Below are 18,107 nucleotides of genomic sequence, written 5' to 3'. Positions count from 1 at the left end.
GAGCTACCTCGCCGGCCTCCACCTCCGCGCCGCAATGATCTGGATCGACGACCTGCTGAAAACCGCCGAATGATCACGACATCACACAGGCCCTAACGCCGCGGTCCCGCACTGTGCCCTCCGGCGGTCAGCTCTGAGGGCTCGCCATGCTCCGCCCCTCATCGGCAACGTGGAAGAAGGACAAGACGAGATGTACGACGTGTTCACCAACTGGATTGCGGGGGTGCCAGCCGGGACGGTGGTCACCTGGACCGGTCCCGCCGGCCCCGAGCGGTTCGAGCTGACGGACGGACTCCTGCCGGACGGCACGTACGCGGCGGACCGAACGGCGCTGTACCGGCACCGATAGCGCGCCCGGGCCTCGGCGCAAGTCAGGGCAGCGGACGCGGGGCGGAGCCGGATCGGGAGTACCGTCCGGCCCTGCCCCGCCGCGGTCCTCCTACCAACAACCCCTGGAGTAGGGCCCCATCCCCTTGAAGGGCGCTCCTGGATGCCAGGAGCACCTCATCTCTTGGCGGTCCAGCTCACCGAGGCACTGATCGCAGTGCACCACGTCGCAATCAGCCGGGGTGCCCGCTTGCACACACCCGCCACCGACGGTCTCGATGCCATCGACGGCCATGTCAGCGAAGGCAGGGCACCGTAGCTGAACCTCGCGTGGGGAGTTCCTCGAAGGCCGTGACCTTCCAGCAACTCCCCACGCAGCCCCTGTCGGACCCTGGCCCCCGAGGAAGTGCACCTCACTGAAAAAACTATTGAACGTGCGGAACTTCCCAATTCCTGTCGATTAGGAGTCTCAGATTGGGCCCGATACCCACCCCAGACGCCTCACTTGAAATGCCGCCGACCCGGGACAGGATCGAAGAATCCAGAACCAGCGCTTCGGGCATCACGTCAACCCTCAAGGAATCTCCGCGGATCAATGAATCCCAATCAAATTCAGCTGTCTTTCCAGTCTCATCGACAATTAGAGCGATCACGTCCGCCGGACTGGCGAGCATTTGTTCGAATAGCGCTCGCTCGACCTCGCGCACCTCTTGCAGCGTAAGACCGTCCAGGTAGTAAGTCTGCTTCTCCCAACCGAACGGCTCATACGAGAAACAACATGTCAAGTCGACGCTGTCCGAGAACCACCATTCCACATTGAGCGTCCCAATCGCGAAGCCGACGAGCTCCGCAACCCTTTCAGGCGGCAACGCCACCTGATCACCATCAACATTGAGCAAGATCGCAGACCGCATGCTCGGATGCTCCAAAGAAGCACCAACCCGACCGAAAGCCCTAACAAGAGACTCAAAGCCAGCTTGACTAGTCCTGGAACGATACAGCGAAATGAAAGCGTCAGACATCACTTACAACCCATACTGAAGGTGTGCACGTTTTCAGCCCCAAAGACCTTCTGGGCCTGCTTTATGGCAGAATCTGGAGTTCCTTCATCGAGGTAATAGATCGCCGGAACACCGGCTTGATCTGCGGCATATTTTGCCACCTTAAGGGCCTGCCCAAACTTGGCCGGGTTCTTGGCCTTCGCGGCACCCCCAACGAATACATACTCGCCATTGGGGCCGCGCACGTCGAGCCCAGAAGATCCGACATTAGGCATGTGAATCTTAATATCCTGCCCATCCGAACCCTTGGCGACCTCTCCACCGATCAGCTGCGCTATGAAGACCTCTCGGCTGGGCCCGAGGCCGCCGGCGTCGTTGTGAACGAGAACCGGGGTCATCCCCGCCAGCACATAGTACGTGTGAAGGTCGGCGACGGTGAGGTTGTAGGTCTCGTTGAAGGCCTGGTAGGTGCGGGTCTGGACGACCGGTGCGGGTGCTCCTTCGTCGGTACGGAGGGTCGTACCTGGCTTGACGTCTCCGGCGTTCTTCCAAGCCTGATCCGATTCGGACCAGAACGGGTGATGGTCTGTGGTGGTGATCGTCTTGACGCCCTCATCGGTCTGGATGCTGACGTCGACGTACTTCTTGTCGTCCTCGGTGTAGATGGTTGCGGTAACGTCCTTGGCCCCGGTTTCGCCGGTTTCGGGGTCGGTGGCGAGAACTTCATCACCGGTGCCCAATTCCTCGATCGGCTTGCTGCTGCCATCGGCCAGCAGGACATCGGTCCCTGCCGTGAAACTGTTCCGCTTGCACGCCGAGAAGAGCTTGGTCAGGATCTTGGGCAGCTTCCCAGCCTTTGAACCCAGGGCGGCAGCCGCCCCTCCGGGCATGGGAAAGGTTACTTCTCCAATTAGCGAGGAGAGGCTTCCGGTGTTGATACCAGCGGACTGCAGCAGCATTTCCGTGACGGGGCGGGCAACCGGCGGCACGTGCAGCTGCCGCTGCAGGCCCATGTCCACGATGCCAGCGGCACTGAGCGCCCATCCGCCCAAAATCTCCTTGCCCGACAAGGTGAAGGGCTTGTATCCGGCAGAGGGGTCCCGGGGTGCCCTATTTTGGAAGTTGGCTTGAATTTGCTCGCTGATGGTGCTGTGGTTCCAGCCTTGCGGGCCAGACTTTCGGCCGACGCTGGACTCGTAATATCTGTACTGCCGATCCCACGGTGAGTAGCTGATCTCGCGGTGGTTCGATGCGGTGATGACGGTGTGGCCCTTGCAGTCGTAGAGCGTTCCGCATTCTTCGCTCTTCAGGCCGCTGGGGTCGGCACCTGTGATGGGGTTGCCGGCCGAGTAGGTGTAGCCGTTCATCTGGAGCGGGTCGGTGATGTCGATGATGGGGTCGACGGAGATGAAGCGGCCGGTGGTGGATTCGTACTCGCGGGCGCCGATGTGGGTGAGCGCGGTGGTGTTGTCGTCCACGCCAGTGCCGAGGAAGGTGCGGCTGCCCGGCCAGTCGGAGGGTTGGGTGCCGCGGGGGTTGCCGTAGGGGTCGGTCTTGCGGCGGGTTATCGCCTGGCCTGCCGCCTGGTCGACGCTGGTGGTGGCGGTGTTGTGGTGGTCCGTGAGCAGGACCGACAGGTTGTGGCCGGTGGCTTTGCCGTTGGTGCGGCGGACCGTGGTGGGGCCGCCGGCGCTGCCGTAGTAGCGGACGGCGTCGATGGCCTGGCCGGCCTTGTTGACCGTGATCTCGGCTTCGCCGAGGTAGAGGGTGCGGGAGCTGCCGGTTTCCTGGATGAGGCGGTTGCCGCCAGCGTCGTAGAGATAGGTGGTGGTGTCGGAGAAGCTCCACTGTTGGTTGGTACCGGCGTTGCAGGCGAAGACCAGCAGGTCGGTGCCGTCCGCGTCGTTACCGTTCGGAATGTCCACGCAGGCGTTGGTTGCCGCGTTGTAGAGGGTCTTGTCCTCGGGCTTGTAGGTGAACTTCTGCGTGGCCCTGCCGTCGCAGGCGTACAGGCGGGCCTTGCCGCCTTCGGCGGTGAGGCATTTGCCGAGGGCCTGGACGGTGTCGTCGGTGATGCGCCACTGCTGGGGCTTGCTCTCGTTGCAGGTCAGCAGCTGGACCGGGGTGCCGTCGGCGATGTTGCCGTTTTCGACGTCGAGGCATTTGCCGGCGAGGCTGGTGACGGCAACGGCGCCGATACCGGGACTGGTGGCGGAAGTGAGCTGATTGAGGCGGTTCCAGCTCAGGGTCTGGGTGTCGCCGTCGATGCGCCGGGTCTTGGTGTTTCCGGTCGCGTCGTAGGTGTAGGTGGACAGGGAGTCGACGGTGGAGCCCGCCGTCTTGGTCGTCTTCTTGACCTCTGCCAGCGCGTGGGGCTGCTTCTTGACGGGCGGCTGGGCGCCGCCCGCGACGTTCACGCCGTACTTGTACGTCGTCGTGTCGTCCAGGGACGGGTTGGTGAGGTCGTGGTCGATGAGCTGGGTGCGGTTGCCGATCGCATCGAACTCGTAGTCCTGCCAGTAGCCGTCACCGTCCGGTCCAGGGGTGACGTCTGCCGGCGTGGGGCCGCTGCAGTCCGCCGTCTTGCCGGTCCAGGCCTCGGTGAGCTGGCCCATGGCGTCGTAGGCGAAGCACTGGTTCTCTACGCGGGGTGCGGGCTGGGTGTCGGTACCCGGCTGGGTGTTGGTGATGGTGGTCGGGTTGCCGACCGTGTCGTACTTGTAGCTGAGCGCCGAGATGAGGTTGGTGGGCGCCGAAGCCGGAGTCGTACGGGTCTCGCGGTGGCTGCTTGCTTCGGTGATCCGGCCGGTGTGCGGGTTGTACCTGTTCGTCGTCCACACGCGCTGGGGCGCATTGCCGGAAGCGGTGCGCAGGACTTGGCCGAAGGGGCTGTAGATGGTGTCAGCGGTGTACCAGGACAGCCCGGACATGGTCTGAACCATGCCGTCGGCGTTGTACCGGGTGATCAGCTTCTCGGCGGCCAGGCCGCCCGGGGTGGCGGGGAGGGTCGTCGACTGGACCTTGCCCGTGGGGGTGTAGGTGGTGCTGTAGGCGTAGGTGCCGGCCAGGCCCTTCGTGGCGGCCACGTCCGGGATCGTGATCTTCGATCCCGTGGGGCGGTACTCGTCGTCGTAGCCGGTGACCTCGCTCGTGTACGCGGCGCCGCCCGTGTAGCGGGTGGAGGCGACGGGCTGGCCCTTGGCACCGGGCAGGGTGTCGTAGGTCCAGGTCGAGATGAGGGAGCCGTCGGCTGCGTCCGAGCGGCGTTCGGTCTTGCGGCCGAGGACGTCGTACGCCGTGTACTGGGCCTTGCCCATGGAGTTCGTGGTGGAGACCTGCTGGTCGAGGACGTTGTAGGTGAACGTCGACTTGCCCATGTCGGGGTCGTCTGAGGAGGTCATCCGCCCGCGCGCGTCGTAGGCGTACGTCCAGTTGTTGCCGACCGGGTCCGTGACCTTGGCGAGCTGTCCGCGTACGTCGTAGGCGTAGCTCGTCTTGTTCGCTGTGGGGTTGGTCGTGGGATCGAGGTTGGTGGTGGTGTAGTGCGCGACCTCGGTGGTGCGGTTGAGGGCGTCCGTGGTCGTCTTGACCGCGCGGCTGCCCGGAAGTGGGGGCGCCCCGGTGGGAGACATGGCGCTGCGGGTCAGGGTCCAGTCGCCGCCGTACTGGGTGATGGCGGACTGCCTGGCTTCGCCCTTCTCCAGAGCGGTGGTGCGCACGGCACGCCCGAGGCCGTCGTAGGCGATCTGGGTGGAGTTGTGGACCTCGGTCGTCGACTGCGGGACGAAGATGGTCGTCTCCAGCCCGCCTTCGGCGTGGTAGCCGTTGTTGGTCTGGCTGACGGTGCCGTTCGCGGTGTGCAGGGTGTCAGTGATCAGGCGTCCGCCGCCGACGGCTTCGGTCTGGGTCTGGCGGGGGCGCAGCAGGCCGTCGTAGATCGCGATCGAGGTGCTGTAGGTGCCGTTGTCCTTGAGCGCGCGGGAGGTGACGACCGGCGCCTTGAGCTCGGTGATCTGGTAATCGAACGTGTAGGCGGCCTTGTCGGTGGTCTTCTGTGACGGTGTCCAGACCTTGGCGGTGCGGCCGAGCTCGTCGTAGGCCGTGGTGACCTTGCGGGCGTTGGCGTCGGTCGCTTCCAGCACGCTTCCCCGGGCGGGATCGAGCTTGGTCGTCACCGTGTGCCCGAGGGCATTCGTCGCGCTGACGGTGAACGCCGGCCCGGTTGCCGGGCTGAAGGTGGAGGTGGAAGGGGTGTTGGCGGCGTCGAAGGTCTTGACGGACCGCCCCAGCGCGTCGTACTCGATGCGCCCGGAGGTCACCCAGCCGGTGCCCGCGGCGTCGAGGCTGTCCACCTGGTACGGCAGGCCCTTGGTGGGGGCCATACCGAAGGCGTTCACCGCGTCGTAGGACGTACGGACGGCGCTGAGGAGGGTTCCGGCAGCGATGCCGGCATCGGTGCAGTCACCGGTCGTCTGGCGAACCTCCGACGGCAGGCCGATCAGGTTGTTCGCGGTGTTGTGGACGTAGGTGGGCTTACTGCAGGACTGCTCGACGTTCGTCCAGCCGGTGCCCTTGTTCTCCATGACATCGGTCTGCGTGGTCTTGAGCAGGCCGTAGGTGTCCTCGGAGACGATGCGGGTGCGGACCATGCGGTACTTGCCGCCGCTGACCGACTGGATCTCGTCGGTGCGGTCAATGCCCTTGCGGTATGCCACCAGATCGGTCGTGCCAGTCCGGGTGCGCCTCGCGGTCTCCTTGCTCTGCGGCCAGGTCAGGTGGCGGTTCTCGATGCTACCGCCGGCCTTCGTGTACGTGATGGTTTCTGCGGCCTGGCCCTGGTACTGGGGCAGGTCCTCGCCGAGGTCCTCGGTCCCGGTGGAGTCCTTGACCGTGATCTTGGCCGTGGCGGTGGACATACCGCGGAAGTAGCGAGTGCGGGTCTGTGACTGCTCGGTCGCGGTCGGCTTGCCCGCGTTGGCGGTCTCGCCTTGGATGGTGACGACGCTGGCGTAACCGTGCCACTGGTTGAAGGTGCGCAGTGCGGGCTTGATGAACTCGTCGTCCTCCTTGGCCCAGCCGGCACCGCCTTCGTAGGTGTAGGTGGTGGTGACGTCTGCCTGGCGGGCGACGCGGTCCCTTTCGACCACCCGGTCAACGACGTACTTGTTGAACCACTCGATCGGCGTCTTCTCCGGTTCCAGCTCCGAATCCGGGGACCAGTGGACAGGGAAGCAGCGGGTGCCGTTCGCCTCCTGCGCGGGGTGACTGGCGCCTACCGGGCAGGGGTCGGAGTAGTCGACATAGATCTCGCCGCCGGTTTCCGTGCGGATGGTCTCCACACGCAGGCGGTCGAAGTCAGGAGTGGCGTCGGGCTTCCCGGTCTTCGGGTCGATGCCCTTCGAAACCCGGTTGGGCATGTCGACCTTGTTGGCGAGGAAAGACACTGCCGGCAGCGAGACGCCGGTGGTGCTGTCCTTGGGGCCGTAGCCCGTGCGGGTGATGGACTCCAGCCACAGCGGCGGATGCGTGTCCGTCCGCTGGCGCGGAAGGGACTGGGTCAGGGACCACTGGTCGACCTTCGTCAGGGCCGTGGAGCCCTCGGTGCGCTGGCCGTATGTGGTGACGGAGGCCAGGCGCTTGCGCGACCAGAAGGTCGGCGACGCGATGTAGCAGTTCGCCGCGTCCATCTTGCAGTGCAGGGTGGTGGGGGTGTCCCACCAGCCCCGCTTGTCGCCCGCGTTCTGGGAGTCGAACTGCGCATCGCCGCACTTGGTGTCGCGGTTCTCGAAGCAGCGTTCCTCTGCCTTGAACTCGACGCGGCCTGCGGGGGCTCCTGCGAGGTTGTCGGCGCGCAGGCCGTAGAGGATGCGGGTCGGGTAGCCGCCGCGAATGTATCCGACCTTGTTGCGGTCCTTCTCCGTGAACTTCTCGTTCTTGGCGTAGCGGTTCTCCTCCCTCTTCCAGTCGATGACCATGGCGTTGCCGTGGACGTCCTCGACGTAGTCGAGGTTCCAGCGCCAGGCCTGGGTGCAGGAGGAGTTCGCGTACGCCGTCTGGTAGCAGGGCTCGCCCGGGTGGTTGCCGAAGACGGGGACGGTGAAGACGGAATCGGTGACGGTCTGCGGCGAGGTGCCGTCGCCATGGGTGCCTACGTTGTGGCGGCCGTAGTGGTAGCGCATGCCGTCGCGAGTGGTGACGATCCAGTACTCCCCGTCCTTGGCGCCGTTGCCGCTGCCGGTCTTGAGCTCGACCCTGGAGCCGTCATCGGAGGTGGGAACCCACTTGCCGGTCGCCGCGTCGTGGACGAGTTCGGTCGTTGCGCCGCCGAGCGAGAGGACCACGTTGTCGCCGGCCCAGCAGAGGTCTCCCTTCTTCTTGTCGGTGGCGTTGTCGTTGTTGGGCTTACTGGGCGTGGCCTCGCGGTCGTCGGCGCAGGAGCGGTAGCGGCGCTCGACGAAGCCCGGGTTGTAGTCCCAGCCGTCACCGACCCAAGAGGCCTGGCCGTTGGTCGCGGAGGTCTTGCCGTCGACGGCCTGGGACGAGTAGGAGAATGCGATGGAGGGCGTGGGGCCGGCAGGAGCCGGAGGGACCGTCAGCGGGTAGGTCCAGGAGAATCCGCCGCCGCTGCCACCAGCCGTCCAGGAGCCCGAGGGGGACAGCGATGTGGCCTTGTACGTACCGCCCGCGCCTGCCGCGCCATCGGAGGCCGCCAGGACCATGGTGCCTGCGCCACCGCCCGTCATCGTGCGAAGGCCCTGGACGGGTGCGCTGGTCGGGTCGACGGTCGCAAGGACCTTCTTCTCGGACGGGAGGTTGGTACTCGGGACGTCCTTGGAGACGGAGCACTCGGGGAGATCGGGGGTGGTCAGGAAGCACTCGGGAAGCTGCTTCAGCTTCAGGCGGCTGGCCCACTCGGTGCCGTAGAGGTCCCTGAACTTCGCGTAGTCCAGCTTGACGTCGACGGGAGTCGACGCGTCGGCAGGCGGTGTGATCTTGATGAGGGCGCCATCGACACTGGCGGCCTCGGTCACGGCGCGCGCCTCGACCGCCACCGACCAGGTACCCGACGGTGCGGTACCGGTTCCTTCGGTCTTCCCGAGGCTGACGGGAAGTGCGCCGACCTGCGTGAATTCGACGCCGGCGGTGGGTACCAGCGCGACGCTGCCGGAGCCGGCAGCAGGCGGCGTGACCTGCGAGGCCTCGTAGCCGGGAGGCGGTGGCACCGCTTCGCCGCTCCACCCCTTGAGCTTCGCGGCTTCGACCGCGTCGAGTTTGGCCTTGAGGTCCTGCTGGAGGCCTGGCAGCTCGACGCCGTTACGGTCGCCTGGTGGCGCTGCCCAGGCCTGGACAGGTAGGAGAGATGCGACCAGCACCACGGACAGCGTGATGCCGGTGCGCCCGGCGAGGCGCGCGCGTTTCGCGCGCGCTCTTCTGTTTCCGGGCAGGCGGAAATTGTCCGCCGAGAACGGCGACATGTGGACCCCCCACGCTCTGCCGCCGCGGCGATGGCACACGGCTGGCAGGAAACTGACAAATAGCCAGCTGATTCTGCTGCCACTTGATCGGAAAAGCCATGGTTCCGATATCCGGTGTGGGCTTTATCACTTTACCGAGTGCATACCCCTGGGCAATCCGCATAAATGGGTTGCAAACGGCATGTCAGGTAACCGGCTGGAGAGGTGAAGATGTCGGACCGATGGTTCATGCTCAGCTCGCATGTCCTTTGCGTGGAAGGCGAGCGGGGAGCGGACCCTTCACGCTTTCAGGCCGGTGGCCTAAATCGTTTGTGAGTACCGAGGGCGGCGGAAGCGCCTGCCCGAGGGGGGAGAAGTACAGCCGTGTCTGTCAGTGAATCCGTGGACGACAGTTCTCCAACGGACGTCATCAAAAAGGAAGTTGCCACTCCGGCAACCCGATGGTTCAAGCGCCGCAGAACTCTGGGGGGCCTCGCCGCTCTCCTGGCGGTAGCCGTCGCGCTGCCGGTCGGCGTCCACGTGGCCGGGGGCGACAAACCACAGGCCCGATCGGACGAGGGCGCTCCCGTAGCCGAGCCGGAGGCACGTCGTCTGGCCGAGGAGTCCGGCAAGGAGGTCGAGGTCACCGCTGCGCGCAGTGCGAACACCTCGACGTGGGCCCGGCCTGACGGAACGTTCCGCAAGCAGATCTTCAGCTCTGCCGTTCGGGCCAAGGTGGGCGGACAGTGGAAGCCGATCGACACCGACCTCGAGCGTGTGGAGGGCGGCTTCGCGGCCAAGGCGGTCAACGGCCGGGTGTTCTTCTCCGGGGGGTCCCGGCAGCAGGCGGCCGGCGGTGGGGAGCGGTCTTCGCGGAGTGTGACGCGGGTGGCGCTGCGGCGGGACACGCCAGGTGAGGTGTGGACCGACCTGGTCCGTCTGAACACCGACGGGCACGACATGGTGGTCAGCTGGCCCGGAGCCCTGCCCGAGCCGGTCATCGACGGGCCACGGGCTCTGTACGAGAACGTGCGGCCCGGGATCGACCTGGTCATGACGGCGCAGGACGGCGGGTACTCGCACCTGCTGGTCGTGAAGGACAAGCAGGCCTCTGCCGATCCTCTGCTCGGTCAGCTGAAGTACCGTCTCGCCTCGCCGGACCTGACGTTCCACCTGGACGGCGTGTCGGGTGCGGTCAGCGCCAAGGATGACAAGGGCGCTGAGGTCGCAGGTTCGCCGACGCCGATGATGTGGGACTCCAGCGGCAAGGTGGCCGGCACCGACGGCGAGCCGGACTGGAAGCCCGGCGACATCGCCAAGCAGCACCCGACGCTCGGGCTCGCGGGCCTGGCGGGTGCGGAGGGCGCGCGGCTCAAGCCCGCGAAGGCAGCGCTCGCCGACGGCCTGCTCTCCCTGACCCCGGACGCCTCATTGTTGAACGCTCCGGAAACGGTCTATCCGGTCTTCATCGACCCCTCGTTCAAGGGGCACAAGAACTCCTGGACCCTGCTCTACAAGACCGAAGGAAACTCCTCCTTCTTCAACGGGCAGAACTACAACGCGAGCGGCACGAACGAAGCCCGTGTGGGATACGAGTCGACCACCGGCGGAACTTCCCGGTCCATTTTCAATTTCGATTTCGGCAGCGAGCTCCACGGCGCCGGCATCATTTCGGCCAACGTGCGCGCTTTGCAGACATACTCGTGGTCGTGCGACCAGAAGCGGATGAACGTCTTCTCGACTCCGTACATCAACTCGTCGAGCACCTGGAACAACACGAGCGGCTATTGGTCGTGGCTGGTCTCCCACGAGATGGCGGGATACGGCTACAACAGCTCGTGCCCTGACAACTGGATCGCACCGAGCATCAAGGACCTGGTCGCCCACGCCGCCGGCAATGGCTGGGGAGCGCTGTCGCTGGGATTCGCCTCCGACAACGAGTCCGAGTCGTACTACTGGAAGAAGTTCATCGCCAACGGCGAGACCTCCCCGTACATCGAGGTCACGTACAACACGCCCCCCGACACCCCGGTGGCGGCGAACATGCAGTCCTTCCCGGGCGGTCCGTGCCTGACCAGCAGCCCCGGCACCAGCATCGGCAAGACGAACGTGACCTTCCAGGTCAAGGGCGTCGACCGCGACGGCAACCTCAAGCAGGTCCAGATCGAGGTGTGGAACGCCGCCACCGGCGCGAAGGTCCACGACGAGTGGCTGTGGCCCAACAGCGACGGATTCGTCACCAAGGAACTTGGCTTCGACCTGTTCGCCTCCGGCCAGAAGTACTACTGGCTCTCCCGCACGACCGACTGGGACGGATGGTGGTCCCCGGGCAGCGGGCCTGCCGACTCCGGGGGCGGCGGCTGGTGCACCTTCACCGTCGACCACACCGTCCCGCCCAGCCCCGCCGTCAGCTCGTGGCACTTCCCCTCACCGGGCCCCGACGGGTCCGAGTGGAGCCAGTACCCGGCCAGCTCGAAGGACCAGTACATGGACTTCCGGGGCAACGGCACCAAGGCCGAGGACATCCGCGAGTACCAGTGGAGCCTGAACCGGCCGATCTTCGACCAGAAGGCCTGGCCGTACAAGGAGGACCTGGCCTCGATCCCCCTCCAGGTCGACACCGCCGGCCCCAACGTCATGTACGTCCGCACGGTCAACAAGGCCGGCAACGTCTCCGCCCCGACCGAGTACCTGTTCTACGTCCGCCCCAGGCCCGGCCTGGACAAGCCCGGCGACGCCACCGGTGACGGCTTCCCCGACATCTTCGCCATCGACAAGGGCGGCAACCTGCGCACCTACGGGGGCGACGCGAACGGTGACACCGACGCCTACATCCCGGGCGCCGTCGAGAACGGCAAAACCATAGCCCCCGGCTACTGGAAGGACGCCGCGAGCGGGAAGTCCGCGCTCATCGGCCACTCCACCGACTGGTTCCCCGGTGACGGCATGACCGACCTCATCGCCCGGATGCCCGACGGCAAGCTGTACGTCTACCCGGGCACCGGCACCGGCCAGTTCGACGTCGGCCGCCGCATCGAAATCCTGCTGCCCGCCGGCGCACCCGACCCGGCGACCTTCAAGCAGATCGTCGTCAGCGAGGACGTCGACGGCGACGGCATGGCGGACATGTTCGCACTGACCGCCGACGGATTCTGGGCCTTCTCCGGATACACCGGAGCCAGCTTCCTCACGCAGAAGAAGCTGGCCGGCGCCGTCTGGGACGCCCGCGACCTCGTCGGTGTCCGCGACATCTCCGGAGACAAGATCCCCGACCTCCTCTTCCGCGACAACTCCAACCCCGACCGCGGCCTCATCCTGCGCAAGGGCAAGGCAGGAGCGAACGGCGGAGCCGACCTCATGTCCCTCGCCTCCGCCGCGAACTCCCAGGGCGGCCAGGACTACACCTACGCCACCACCGGCTGGGGCAGAGCGGCCCGGCCCATGCTCCTCGGTACTCCCGACGCCACCGGCGACGGCATCCCCGACGTCTGGGCCGTCGACGCCAACGGAAACGAGTACCTCTTCAAGGGAGGAGCCACGACGCTCGGCAGCGTCTCCGGCATCGACGAAGACGCCTGGAACACCTTCCTCACCATCGGCTAGCCCACACCGACGGCCGACACAACGGTGCCCTGCCGGGACAACCATCCCGGCAGGGCACGTTCGACGAATGCCGGACTTCACCGGCATGACCGATGGGCGTTGCAGAGAGCGCCATGCTCGGTGGTGGCGTTCCGGGCGCCGTACACTCTCCGCCTTTGACCTGCAGATATCCCAGGGGGGATCACCTTGTCCACTCGTTCCACTGCCGTGCCCGTAGGCGCGTGCCTCGTTGCTCTCGCCCTCACTGCGTGCGGCTCTACAGAGCCTGCCAAGGGCGGTACCAGCGGCGCGGCGTCCACCTCTCCGAGCACCTCCGCCGCCGCCGAACCCTACGCCGACAAGTCGCCCCAGGAGATTCAGCAGATCGCCTACGAAGAGACACGGACCGCGAGCTTCAAGAAGGTGCGGGGCCAACTGACCGCCGAGGGGAAGACGGGCTCACTTAGCCTTTCCTTTGACGTCCCGGACTGCGCGGGCACCTTCAGCATCCAAGGCTTCGGCAAGAGGGAGATCCACGCCACGCCCAAGGTCGTCTACGCCAAGCGCGACGCCGAAGCACTGCGGGCAGACCTCAAGGGGACGAAGGAGCAGGAGGACGTGGTGGTCGAGCGAATCGCCGACCGCTGGATCAAAATGAGCGCCGACCTCCCCGACGCTCAGAGCGTCTCCTACGGATGCGGCCTCGCGAACCCCTGGGTGCTCCTGGAAGAGGAGACCCCCGAGATGCACAAGGGGGCCTCCGCCGACGTCGACGGACAACCCGCCATCACGCTCACGTATGCCGGTTCACAGGGCGGCACCGTCACCGAATACGTCGCCACGCAGGGCCGCCCCTACCTCCTGAAGCGGACCGAAACCGGCCGACAGCCGTCCGAGATCACCTACTACGACTTCGAGACGGTCAACCAGCTCCTGCCACCCGCCGACAGCGAGGTCGTGCTCGACGAAGGCCTCTGAGCCCGTCCCGCGTCGGCAGGGAACAGTCAGCCGCGAGGCCGCTCAGGGCGTCGAGCGCCTCCAATGTGTCCATCTCTTGCCCGCCACCTGCGGCCTTCTCCCACCCGGTCTCGTGGACGACGGCCCCGCGCCGGCCACCGGGGCGGATCCGGAGCATCCAGCCCGGCCGCTCCGGTGGCGGCTCCGAGGGAAGCCGGTGCGACGGCACCCGGGGATAGTCCACCGCCCACATCGGCTCCAGAACGTCGTCCGTCACCCACACCACGTACTCCGAGGGCTGCGCCTGGCCGCCCTCGACGGTGATGTACGCGGCCATGCCGATCTTGAAAACCCAGTGGTCAGGGAGCGCCTGCCGCTCATTTAGCCGCACCTGAAGACGCTGGCCGTCCGGCAGGACCAGGTTGATCGGCCCGTGCGGATCCATCGACGCCGAAGTGCTCATCTCCTCACCGCCAGGACGCGGCCTCGCCCGGCGGAACCGCGATGATGCGGCCCCCCACGCACAGCGTGACCAGCTGCTCTTCTCCGCCGGGTGCTGCGGTCGCGTAGTCCTGAAGCTCGCGCCGGGCCGCCCGGCTCCACCCGGCCTCGGTGGTCGCCCAGTGCTGATGACCGTCCATGCGGAAGCTGAGTCCGAGCAGCTCCATGCGCAGCGCGTGCCCGTCGGCCGGGGTGTCGCCCGCCAACCGGTTGAAGATCCGGGTCCATTGCTGCTGAAGGACGACCAGGTCGTCGGGAAACCACGCGGCCGGTCTCGAGCCACCTGGTTCGCCGGTCACGCTGCGGTCGCCCAGGTGCGGGCTCGGGCCCGGCGAAGGAGCTCGACCCGCGCGGCCGAGGAGCAGCCTGGGACGCTCCAGAAAGGGTGCGCGGCGAGGCGGCACGAGAGGGTGATGAGCCGGCGGCGGAGCGCTGCGGTGCTGGCCTGGGCGGGCTGGCGGGCCAGGTCGGCGTAGGTGCGCAGCCAGGCCGTCTGGAGGCTGATCAGGTCGTCGGGGAAGTGGATGGACGTCATCCACTAATTCAATCAGGTGTTCGAATATGGGCGCGACTGGCGCCGCTCCGCCGATCGGATGTACCTCGCAACCGTGCATAACCAGCGGGTGCGAGGCTGGAGGCAGGGGGCCTGAGCATGGAGGTTCCGATGCGGCCCGTCTGGAGGGGCGCAATCTCGTTTGACCTGGCCAGTTCTCGAACCGTCGACCGCCGGTCGGGGGCCCAACCCACTCTGTGCCCCATATCGCCACCCTGTACGACAAGACAGCCCAGTCCTACCAAACAGCCGTCACCTCGCATCGCTCCTGATGTGGGCGTGACACTTCGACGACAACTCCTAGGACGCAGTCACTTCACCGGGCACTCCGCCGCCTCTCGTGTTCCCTCAGAAGGACCGCCAGCCGAACCTGGCCCGCCGCTCGTCGTCGCCCGAGTGTCGGCGGCCAGTAGTAATTCCCCACGTACGGCCAGCTTGATTCCCCAGCTGGCAGTCACACTCAGTAGCCTCGGTGCCGGCTCGCGCATCTGACGCATGAGGGAGACGGGGCACGAACCTGGCTGTCGTCTGAGTGGAGCTCGTCTCCGGTCACGGTGCCGACCTATGGCCGCGCCCCGGTCGAGTGTTCGCAGCCGCCCGGTCGCACTCCTTCGTTCAGCTCGCCTCGGCCATCGATCTCGCCTTCGCGCGCTGGGACTCGGCTCACCTGCACCTGTTCACGTTGTCCCATCGCACCGGGGTCAGCCCGCTGGATTGGTGGGATGGCGGGGCCCCGGACGGCACGGTGGACGGCCACGCGACCAAGCTGTGCAGGCTGTAGGCCGGCGAGCAGTTCGCCTACGTCTCGACATGGGCGACGACTGGGCCCACCTGTGCACGGTGGCCGAGCAGCGCATCGACCCCCTCGACGAACTCGGCGAGACCCCCGGCCGCCCGGTGCCCTACTGGGGCTGGGGCATCCACCCAGATCAATACGCGCGCCGCTCGGACGGGGACGACGGGGAGTCACCGATGCCGAAGTGGCCGGCCCGCGGGGTCAGCGACCTGCCCCCGATCCTGCCGTGGTGGGGCGAACATCGCCGAGGATGACCTCACGCTGGACGGTGTCCCACCGGATGGTGTGACCGCGATCTTTGTGCAGGCTCTGGTCTTGGCGCTGGTGCAACCGTCATCCCGAACCGTGAATAACGTAGAGGTGTCCCGCGCTGACCGTAGGGCGGCGCCGGGGCTAACGACGGGGCTGGCTGTTGCGCAGCGAGCTTTCGAGAGATTTCAGGAAGGCGTCGACGGCCCTGCGGTCGTACCCGGGCTGCCGGTGCCCGGCCGTTCGGAAGGTGGCCGCCCGGATGAGGGCCAGGCCGATATTGGCTCCCCTGCCTTCAAGGGTCCTGCGGACCCGGGCGAGGAGGGCGTCTACGTCGTTCTGGTCGTATCCCGATTCCAGGTGCACGACCGGGAATCGGACGTCGTTGATCTCTTGGGCCAGCTGATCCCGCGAGGCCGCCTCTGGCGGCGGGGAAGCCATCGCTCGTCTCGGGGCGGCCGGTGTGGGATTGGGGGCGGGCGAGGCGACGCCGTGGTGGAGAGCCCTGATCTCCTGTGCGGTGAGGTCGGCGGCAGGCGCAGGTGTGGGCCGCGTGGAAGGGCGCTGCGCGCGGGATGTGTTGCGTGCACGGTGTCGCCGTGTCGGTGCCTTGTCGGCGATGCGGCCCGCAGCCATGGCTGTCGCTCCGACCAGGGCGAGCACGCCGCCCAGCCGTAGCAGCCAGTAGGCCGCCTGTCCTGCCTCGTCCTTCTTGTCCTCGTACCCGGAGTATGACCCGCTGCCCACGCAGGAATCACCCGGCTTCATGCGTTCTCCGCCGCACCTGGGGGACTCCGCATCCATGGAAGCGCAGCCGCCACCCAGGAGCAGTACCAGCCCGATGATCAAAGCCATGCCGCCCAGGCGGAAGCTGGTGTCACCACCGCCGTTGTATTGAGCCACATCCGCCCCCGAGTCAGACGAGTCAATGATCAGCGTTCCCAGGGAATATAAGGTCCGCCCCGCACGGTGTACAGGTCGTCGTCGTTGCCGCGTTGGCGCGCTCGTGCCGTTCGCGGTCATGGCCAGGGGCACTTGGCGAGCGCCGTGGTGAGCACATCAATGACCGTGTCCCGAGTGCATCCGATGAGCGGCAGGATTCGGCCCGAAACATCGCACCCATGACCGGAATGCCACCACCGGCCTCGTGGAGGTGCGCGACGAATGGGTCGCCTTCCCTCGCCGCCATCTCTCCGAAGGAAGCATGGACGCTATCTACACCGACCGCGACATGCGCGAAGAACGCCCCACCGCTACACCATCACAGGGGACGTGACCTCACGCTGCGTACACGACGCGGCCGCCAGCGGGGAATCGAAGTGGCCATGATGGGGAGCCAAAGTGGCCGCGAGCGGGGAAATCCAACTGGCCGCTGACACCCGAGGCAGCAGGGCCTTCATCTCAGGGAGGCGGCCAGGTCCAGATCCGTACCGGCCGCGGCCCCCGAGAACCTGGCCACCCTGCGCGACCCGGCGATCAACGCCCTCCGCGCCTCCGGGCACCCCAACATCGCCGCCGGCCTGCGCCACGCCTCCTATAAGCCCTTCACCCGCCCCGCTCGACCCCCTGGGCATTGCCTGAGCAGCCGGTCTACGTGATCACCGCGACTTTGAAACGCCCCTGAGTGTCGAGGGGCGTTCTGTACCAAGCCGGAGCCGTCTGCAGAGCTTTGGGACGCCGTGGGCGAAGCGTAGAATTATGCGCATCGCAAATACGGCTCCGTAAGCCTTAGTGATCGTGGTCGTTACGATCCGTGCAAGAGGTACTTCGGGCATGCCAGAGGCTGGCTCTGTACATTCCAAGGAGTAGCGTTTCCATAGCAGTTCGGGAGTCACGCTGGCCGCCGACACCGGGCTGCCGTTCACGATGACAGACAGTACCGCCCATCGCCAAGGGAAGCGCCCCGGCGATTGGGGCTAACCGCGCCCCAAATGGCTCGTGGCAAAAGTGCTGTCTACGGAGCCCGGCGACCGGTGGCGCAGCTTCGGCGCCGTAACCCAGGCCCCCGTGACGAAGTACCACCTCCCGTTCTCGTAAATATTGACATCTCGCCGTGGCGGGTGCCTCGCGGAGCCGTGAAGAAGTGACTTGACGAGTCGTGAATAAAGCGAAGAGGCGAACCATCATGGCCAGGACCGCCCGGAAAGAGTTTTCTCGTTTCCTTGGCGCCTCCTGTCTTGCTGCGGCCCTCGGACTTACAGGCACGCCTAGTGCTCTGGCAGCGCCTCAAGGCCGTCCTGAGACCGCAATCGCAGCACCTGACCGGGCCGATCCCGCACCTCCAGAGCCCCCTCCAGAGCCCCCAGAACCTCCCCCGCAGGAGCCGCCGCAGCCGGTGGAGCCACAGCCCGTGGAGCCACAGCCGGTGGAACCACAGCCGGTGGAACCACAGCCAGTGGAACCACAGCCGGTGGAGCCGCCGAAGGATGAGCACCCACCACAGCCCGTGGAACCGCAGCCCGTGAAGCCACAGCCAGTGAAGCCACAGCCGGTGGAGCCGCCGAAGGATGAGCACCCACCACAGCCCGTGAAACCACAGCCCGTGAAGCCACAGCCAGTGAAGCCACAGCCGGTGGAGCCGCCGAAGGACGAGCACCCACCACAGCCCGTGAAACCACAGCCCGTGAAGCCACAGCCGGTGAAGCCACAGCCGGTGGAGCCGCCGAAGGACGAGCACCCACCACAGC

10 protein-coding genes are annotated in these 18,107 nt (G+C 66.4%); 4 read left to right on the top strand and 6 right to left on the bottom strand.

Features of this window, described 5'->3' with window-relative positions; translation table 11 throughout:
* The first annotated feature begins 169 nt into the window (after positions 1-169).
* Positions 170-349, top strand: a complete 180-nt coding sequence (locus tag ACFWBN_RS24650; RefSeq protein ID WP_385179081.1) for a hypothetical protein — start codon at positions 170-172, stop codon at positions 347-349.
* A 403-nt stretch (positions 350-752) separates the two neighbouring features.
* Here ACFWBN_RS24650 and ACFWBN_RS24645 read toward each other — a convergent pair whose 3' ends face one another.
* A complete protein-coding gene (locus tag ACFWBN_RS24645; protein ID WP_385179080.1) occupies positions 753-1,241 on the bottom strand; it encodes a hypothetical protein in 489 nt (162 codons plus the stop codon).
* A 107-nt stretch (positions 1,242-1,348) separates the two neighbouring features.
* A complete protein-coding gene (locus ACFWBN_RS24640) occupies positions 1,349-8,701 on the bottom strand; it encodes a ricin-type beta-trefoil lectin domain protein (RefSeq protein ID WP_385179079.1) in 7,353 nt (2,450 codons plus the stop codon).
* 465 nt (positions 8,702-9,166) lie between these two features.
* On the opposite strand from ACFWBN_RS24640, the gene ACFWBN_RS24635 reads away from it, so the two are divergent.
* Both ACFWBN_RS24635 and ACFWBN_RS24630 read left to right on the top strand, forming a co-directional pair.
* Complete coding sequence (locus ACFWBN_RS24635; protein ID WP_385179078.1) at positions 9,167-12,385, top strand: VCBS repeat-containing protein; 3,219 nt, start codon at positions 9,167-9,169, stop codon at positions 12,383-12,385.
* A 186-nt stretch (positions 12,386-12,571) separates the two neighbouring features.
* A complete protein-coding gene (locus ACFWBN_RS24630) occupies positions 12,572-13,342 on the top strand; it encodes a hypothetical protein (RefSeq protein ID WP_385179077.1) in 771 nt (256 codons plus the stop codon).
* On the opposite strand, the gene ACFWBN_RS24625 is transcribed toward ACFWBN_RS24630, so the two are convergent.
* Genes ACFWBN_RS24625 through ACFWBN_RS24615 form a run of 3 tightly spaced genes read right to left on the bottom strand, consistent with a single transcriptional unit; the run spans position 13,287 to position 14,357 of the window.
* On the bottom strand, positions 13,287-13,784 hold the full coding sequence (locus tag ACFWBN_RS24625) for a hypothetical protein (RefSeq protein WP_385179076.1): 498 nt from the start codon (positions 13,782-13,784) through the stop codon (positions 13,287-13,289). The genes ACFWBN_RS24630 and ACFWBN_RS24625 overlap by 56 nt on opposite strands.
* A 4-nt stretch (positions 13,785-13,788) precedes the next feature.
* Complete coding sequence (locus ACFWBN_RS24620) at positions 13,789-14,121, bottom strand: hypothetical protein (RefSeq protein WP_385179075.1); 333 nt, start codon at positions 14,119-14,121, stop codon at positions 13,789-13,791.
* Positions 14,118-14,357 carry a hypothetical protein gene (locus ACFWBN_RS24615; RefSeq protein ID WP_385179074.1) on the bottom strand — a complete coding sequence of 80 codons (240 nt, stop codon included), beginning with the start codon at positions 14,355-14,357 and terminating at the stop codon, positions 14,118-14,120. The genes ACFWBN_RS24620 and ACFWBN_RS24615 overlap by 4 nt, the downstream gene beginning before the upstream one ends.
* An 828-nt stretch (positions 14,358-15,185) precedes the next feature.
* Between ACFWBN_RS24615 and ACFWBN_RS24610 the strand changes: the two genes are divergently transcribed.
* Complete coding sequence (locus ACFWBN_RS24610; RefSeq protein WP_385179073.1) at positions 15,186-15,425, top strand: hypothetical protein; 240 nt, start codon at positions 15,186-15,188, stop codon at positions 15,423-15,425.
* 139 nt (positions 15,426-15,564) lie between these two features.
* On the opposite strand, the gene ACFWBN_RS24605 is transcribed toward ACFWBN_RS24610, so the two are convergent.
* Positions 15,565-16,443, bottom strand: a complete 879-nt coding sequence (locus ACFWBN_RS24605; RefSeq protein WP_385179072.1) for a DivIVA domain-containing protein — start codon at positions 16,441-16,443, stop codon at positions 15,565-15,567.
* Positions 16,444-18,107 lie beyond the last annotated feature (1,664 nt).

Origin of the sequence: Streptomyces sp. NPDC059989 (assembly GCF_042736975.1) — a bacterium.
Lineage (GTDB): Bacteria > Actinomycetota > Actinomycetes > Streptomycetales > Streptomycetaceae > Streptomyces.
The sequence above is the reverse complement of the archived record's forward strand: the minus strand, read 5'-3'. Positions and strand labels throughout refer to the sequence as shown.